At 71.9% G+C, this 5602-nt stretch carries 6 protein-coding genes; 2 read left to right on the forward strand and 4 right to left on the reverse strand.

All coding sequences use genetic code 11. The features are described from left to right. Positions 1 to 821 (forward strand): O-antigen ligase family protein (locus ACFU8Q_RS38460; RefSeq protein ID WP_384463916.1); only part of this gene is annotated, 821 nt, incomplete at its 5' end. Here the strand turns inward: ACFU8Q_RS38460 and ACFU8Q_RS38465 are convergent. Then, positions 769 to 1332 (reverse strand): hypothetical protein, encoded by a 564-nt coding sequence (locus ACFU8Q_RS38465; protein WP_384463919.1) that lies wholly within the window; start codon positions 1330 to 1332, stop codon positions 769 to 771. The two genes, ACFU8Q_RS38460 and ACFU8Q_RS38465, sit on opposite strands and share 53 nt — an antisense overlap. A gap of 60 nt (positions 1333 to 1392) precedes the next feature. Continuing rightward, a complete protein-coding gene (locus ACFU8Q_RS38470; protein ID WP_384463922.1) occupies positions 1393 to 2178 on the reverse strand; it encodes a glutamate racemase in 786 nt (261 codons plus the stop codon). 58 nt (positions 2179 to 2236) lie between these two features. Between ACFU8Q_RS38470 and ACFU8Q_RS38475 the strand changes: the two genes are divergently transcribed. Then, complete coding sequence (locus ACFU8Q_RS38475; RefSeq protein ID WP_384463925.1) at positions 2237 to 3409, forward strand: glycosyltransferase; 1173 nt, start codon at positions 2237 to 2239, stop codon at positions 3407 to 3409. A gap of 62 nt (positions 3410 to 3471) precedes the next feature. Here the strand turns inward: ACFU8Q_RS38475 and ACFU8Q_RS38480 are convergent, their stop codons facing one another. Both ACFU8Q_RS38480 and ACFU8Q_RS38485 read right to left on the reverse strand, forming a co-directional pair. Beyond that, complete coding sequence (locus ACFU8Q_RS38480) at positions 3472 to 4797, reverse strand: TerD family protein (RefSeq protein WP_384463928.1); 1326 nt, start codon at positions 4795 to 4797, stop codon at positions 3472 to 3474. Between the two features lie 305 nt (positions 4798 to 5102). Next, the coding region (locus tag ACFU8Q_RS38485; RefSeq protein WP_384463931.1) for a cysteine hydrolase family protein at positions 5103 to 5602 on the reverse strand (500 nt) is incomplete at its 5' end.

Here is a 5602-nt window from a genome sequence, read left to right on the forward strand (position 1 = left end):
CCCCGCAGGCCCCGCTGCGGTGCGCGCTGCGGCTGCTGGCGCTGGGCGCGGCGTGCGCCGCGCTGTCGCTGCGTTCGGTGGCCGGTTTCGCCGCGGCACTCGGGGTGCTGCTCTGTTCGCTGGCCGCCGCCAGGATGCGGCAACGGCTGCTCGGGCTGGTGGGGCTCGCGCTGGCCGCCGGTCTCGCCGTCGGAACGTCATGGGCGGTCGCCGCCGACGCGCTGCCCCAGGGCCTGATGGTGTCCTTGGAAGGTCCGCTCACCCCGAACCGGGTGCTTCTCTGGCAGGACGCGCTGGAGCTGGCCGGAGAACATCCGGTGCTGGGCGTCGGCCCCGGACGGTTCGCCGAACTGAGCCCCACCGTGGAGCAGACCGTTCACTCCGACGGCAAGCCGCACTCGGCACCGTTCCAGCAGGCGGCCGAACAGGGCGTGGTGGGGGTGGTGCTGCTGGGGTCGGCCTTCGGCTGGCTGCTGTACGTACTGTGGCGGTCGCCCCGCACCACGGCCGTCGTCCTCACAGCCGGCGCCGCGCTCACCGCAATCGGGTTACTGGCGAGCGTCGGCAATGCCCTGAGCTTCACGCCGGTGACCGCGGGGGCGGGGCTCCTCGCGGGGCTCGCGTCGGCCCGGCGTCCCATCGGCGACGGCTCGACGGGGCCGGATGATGCGGACGGGGCGGATGGGACGCGCCAACCGGGCGATGGCCCTCAGGCACCTGATCCGAACGGTGTTCCCGGGCCCCGGAGGCCACGGGCCCTGTCGTGGATCAGGCTCCGGCCGACGCACCGCTCGTCGACAGGTGCAGGCGTTCGCGGATGAATCGTACGCCCGTCTCCGCGTCGTCGACCGTGATGGTGAACGTCCGGCCGTCACCGAGCCGGAGCACCAGGCCCTCGCCCCTGCGGACCACCACCGCCGTGCCCTGCTCGGGGCGCCAGCGGTAGCCCCAGCCGCCCCACTGGCGTGGGTTGACCTGGGCTACGAACTCCGCGCCCACGACCTGGGTCAGCAGAATGCGGCGGCGCGGGATGCCCATGTGTCCGCAGCGCACTTCGAGGGCGTCCCCGTCGACCTTGACGGCCACGTTCACGAAGGCGAGGGTGCCGAAGAGCATGAGCAGTCCGGCGGCGACGCAGCCGATCACGGCCATCAGCAGTGGGGCGACTCCGGACGTCCAGTGGGAGGTGACGGCCAGCTGGACTCCGAGCGCCAGGCAGGCGGCGCCCGCGGCGGCAAGCACCCACTGGGCCCGGTTGGTGGCCCTGCCGATCCATACGTCGGAGTGCGTGTCGGCGCCGGGGCGCCTCGGTTTTCGGGGGTGGTCCCTCATGTCAAGCAGCGTACTCAAGAACCCGCACGCCGGGCATGGGCCCGATGGCCCCGTGCCGCGTCAGCGGGCGGTGCTGACGGCCCCCAGCAGTTGCCCCTCGGCGTAGGCCAGAGCGGCTCCCGGGAGGTCGGCGGTGCGGCCGCCGAGGAGCACGGTGAGACCTCCGGCCGGTTCCGCCGACGGAGCGGGCGCCACTCCGATTCGGCGCAGCGCCTGGGCGGCGACGGCACCGGCGGAACCGTGCAGCACGACGGGCGGCAGACCGGGCTGCCGCACGGCGGCGCGGATGCGTTCGGCGACCAGCTCGTAATGGGTGCAGCCGAGTACCACGGCCCGCACCTCGCGCGGGGTGAGCGCGGCGGCCGCGGCGATGGCCCGGTCGATCGCCGGCTCGTCCGCGTGCTCCACGGCGTCGGCGAGACCCGGACACGGGACCTCGGTGACGGCGACGGAGTGCGCGAAGTCCCGGATGAGTCCGCGCTGGTACGGGCTGCCGGTGGTGGCGGGCGTGGCCCAGATCGCGACGGGGCCGCCACCGGCGACGGACGGCTTGATGGCGGGAACGGTGCCGATGACCGGCAGCTCGGGTTCCAGCTCGGCGCGGAGCGTCGGCAGGGCGTGTACGGAGGCCGTGTTGCAGGCGACGATCAGTGCGTCGGGCCGGTGGTCGGCGGCCGCGCGGGCCACGTCCAGCGCGCGGGCGGTCACGTCCTCGGGGGTACGCGGCCCCCAGGGCATGCTGCCGGGGTCGGAGGAGAGCACCAGATCGGCGTCGGGCCTCAGCCTGCGTACCGCGGCGGCGGCCGCGAGCAGGCCGATTCCGGAGTCCATGAGCGCGATCTTCACCCGGTCACCATAGTCGACCGCCCTTGCGGTTCCGTCACAGTGGGGCAGACTGCGGCGGATGAGTGCCATTGCCTGGATCGCCGTGGGTTCGCTGGCCGCATGGGTGTGGCTGCTGCTGGGACAAGGGTTCTTCTGGCGGACCGACCAGCGGCTGCCGCGCCGGGAGGCACCGGACCACTGGCCTTCCGTGGCGATCGTCGTGCCCGCACGTGACGAGGCCGACATGCTGCCGTTGAGTCTGCCGTCGCTGATGGCACAGGACTATCCGGGGGTCGCGGAGATCTTCCTCGTGGACGACGGCAGCGCGGACGGCACCGGGGACGTCGCCCGGACGCTGTCCGTACGGTACGGGGGCCTGCCGGTGACGGTGGCGTCGCCCGGTGAACCGGAGCCGGGCTGGACGGGCAAGCTCTGGGCCGTGCGGTACGGGATCTCGCTGGCCCGGGTCCGGGAGCCGGAGTATCTGCTGCTGACGGACGCCGACATCGCACATGAGCCGGACAGCCTGCGGGAGCTGGTCGCCGCCGCCGTGCCGGGCGGGTTCGACCTGGTCTCGCAGATGGCCCGGCTGCGGGTGTCGAGCGTCTGGGAGCGACTGGTCGTGCCGGCCTTCGTCTACTTCTTCTCGCAGCTCTATCCGTTCCGGTGGGTGAACCGGGCGGGGGCACGGACGGCCGCGGCGGCCGGCGGATGTGTGCTGCTGCGAACCGCGGCGGCGGAGCGGGCGCGGGTGCCGGAGTCGATCCGGCAGGCGGTGATCGACGACGTCTCGCTGGCGCGGGCGGTGCGACGCAGCGGCGGGCGGATCTGGCTGGGGCTCGCGGAGCGGGTGGACAGCGTGCGGCCGTATCCGTGCCTGGCGGATCTGTGGCGGATGGTGTCGCGGAGCGCGTACGCCCAGTTGCGGCACAGCGTGCCGCTGCTCCTCGGGACGGTGCTCGGGCTCGCGCTGGTATATCTCGCGCCGCCGGTCACGCTCGTCGCGGGGCTGCTGGGCGGTGCTCCGGTGGCGGCGTGGGCGGGCGGGTCGGCGTGGGCGGTGATGTCCGGGACGTACATGCCGATGCTGGGCTACTACCGGCAGTCGCTGTGGCTGGCGCCGCTGCTGCCGTTCACCGCTGTGCTGTATCTCCTGATGACGGTCGATTCGGCGGTGCAGCACCACCGGGGGCGGGGCGCGGCCTGGAAGGGACGTACGTACGCCCGTCCCGAGGCCGCGCCGGACCGGTGAGCGGAGCCGACCGGGACTGACGGGGACCGACGGCCGCAGTGACGGCCGGACCCCCCGGGGGGTCATTTACGGCCCGGGGTCCAGTTCATACCCCACCCGTAGGCGTGGTCGATGGTGCGCTGCGGGCTCACTCCTCGCTCGGGCACGAGATAGCGGGCCTCGCGCTGCACCGTGAGGTCTCCCCCATTGTTGGTGAGAAGCGCGAGCGCGCAGACGGTGGACGGGACGGTGCATTCGTCGAGCGAGAAGTCGATCGGGGCGCCGTGCTGGGGCTGGAGGGTGACGGTGGCATGGAGATCGGCAAAACTCCGGGCGCCTTCGTAGATGGTGACGAAGATCAGGACGCGACGGAGCTTGTCCTTCTGGTCGAGATTGACGGTGAGGTTCTCACCGGTGGCCACGGCGCCGGTGCGGTCGTCGCCGTCGAGATGGATATAAGGGGGCTGCCGGAGCGCGCCGAACGCGTTTCCGAGCGCCTGTACGACTCCCTTGCGGCCATCGGTGAGTTCGTAGAGGGCACAGAGATCAAGATCGAGGTCCGCGTGGTTGGCGACCGCTCTGCCGAGTTTGCTTCCCCAGCCCTTGAACTGTTTGCGCACTTCCCAGTTGAGGTTGACGCGGAGGGCTCCCGAGGTGCCGCCCTGTTTGGCGAGGGAGACCGATGGCGCTTCCTTGGTGAGAGTCACCTTGGAGAGCCGGACGGGCGGGGCGGCGGGAGGCACGGGAGGCGCCGGGGGCGATGCCGGCGGTGCGGGCGGAAACAGCGGTGCGGGCGGTGCCAGGTGGTCAACCCGCGTTCCTTGCTGGGGATGTCGAGGCGACGGGGGTTGGCGATACGGCTGGGGCCGCTGTGGTTCATCGACGGAAATACCGAAGTCCGTCGCGAGACCTTCGAGGCCGGTGGCGTACCCCTGGCCGACGGCGCGGAATTTCCAGGCGCCCTGGCGCCGATAGAGCTCGCCGAGAATGAACGCGGTCTCGACCGTCGCGTCCGCGCTGTCGAAGCGGGCGATCTCCGAGCCGTCCGCCGCGTCCGTGATCCGTACGTACAGCCCCGTCACCTGCCCGAAGGTGCCCCCGTCCGCGGAGGCGGCGAGGACCACGCGGTCGATGGCCGGCTCGACGCGCGTCAGATCGACGGCGAGGTTGTCCGTCACGGCGTCACCGGCGGTTCGCTTGCCCTCGTGGCGTACCGCGCCGGATGCGTGGGAGGGCTGGTTGTAAAAGACGAAGTCGGCGTCGCCCCGCACCTTTCCCGACACGAGAAGGAGCGCCGAGCCATCCACGTCCGGCGAGCCCGGGGAGGTGCGCCACCCCAGTTCGACCCGCACGGCGTGAGCCGCCACCGGAACATTGGCGCCTTTTAGCATGGTCATGCTCGCCCCCATCGCGAGTCCGGCTGCCCGAAGGCTTTTCTCCGCCAACCTAATCCCCCGCCCGCCACGGAGCCCACAGCGGTGCGGTCACCATCCGGCGATCCGCCGGCAACCCCCGGGAACCGGCCAACAGCTCCATGCCCTCGCCCCGGACACCTCGCTCGCTCCAACGGCGCCAGGTGCTCGCCCCTGTCGCCCAGGGGCCGTGCTGCTCGCCGATCTCACGCGTGCAATCGGTGAAGGCCGCTGAACCCAGAGGGCAAACCGCGACCCTCGACGCGTCGGCGCCAACCATCCACGAGCTCGTAAGGCTGCCGCTAACCGGGCGTGGTGGCATTGAGCCAGTCGTCGACGGTGACGACGTCCGCCCACTGCGGGAAGAGCTTCTCGGTGAGGAACCGGTGCACCTCGGCGTCGGTGTCCAGGCAGGCGTCGGCGAGGACGGTGAGGTCGAAGTCCAGGTCGTTGGCCTGGCACAGGGTGTGCAGCACCACGGCGCTCGTGGCGATGCCGGTGAGCACGAGGCTGTCGATGCCGCGCGCCCTGAGCACCACGTCGAGGTCACTGCCCGAGAACGCGCTCGCCCGTCTCTTGGTGACCACCACCTCGCCCGGCCGGGGCGCGACATCGGGGTGGATTTCGGTGCCGGGGTCGCCCTCGACATGGAGCCCGGCTCGCGCGACGGCGGTGAGTGCCCTGTTGCGCGGGCCGACTTCCGGGAAGCCCGGACGCAATGCGATGACCACGTAGATGACAGGAATGTCTGCCGCCCGGGCACCATCGATCGCCCTGCGCAGGCGCGGCAGGTATCCGGAGC

Origin of the sequence: Streptomyces sp. NPDC057543 (assembly GCF_042801895.1) — a bacterium.
In the GTDB taxonomy this organism is placed as follows: Bacteria; Actinomycetota; Actinomycetes; order Streptomycetales; family Streptomycetaceae; genus Streptomyces.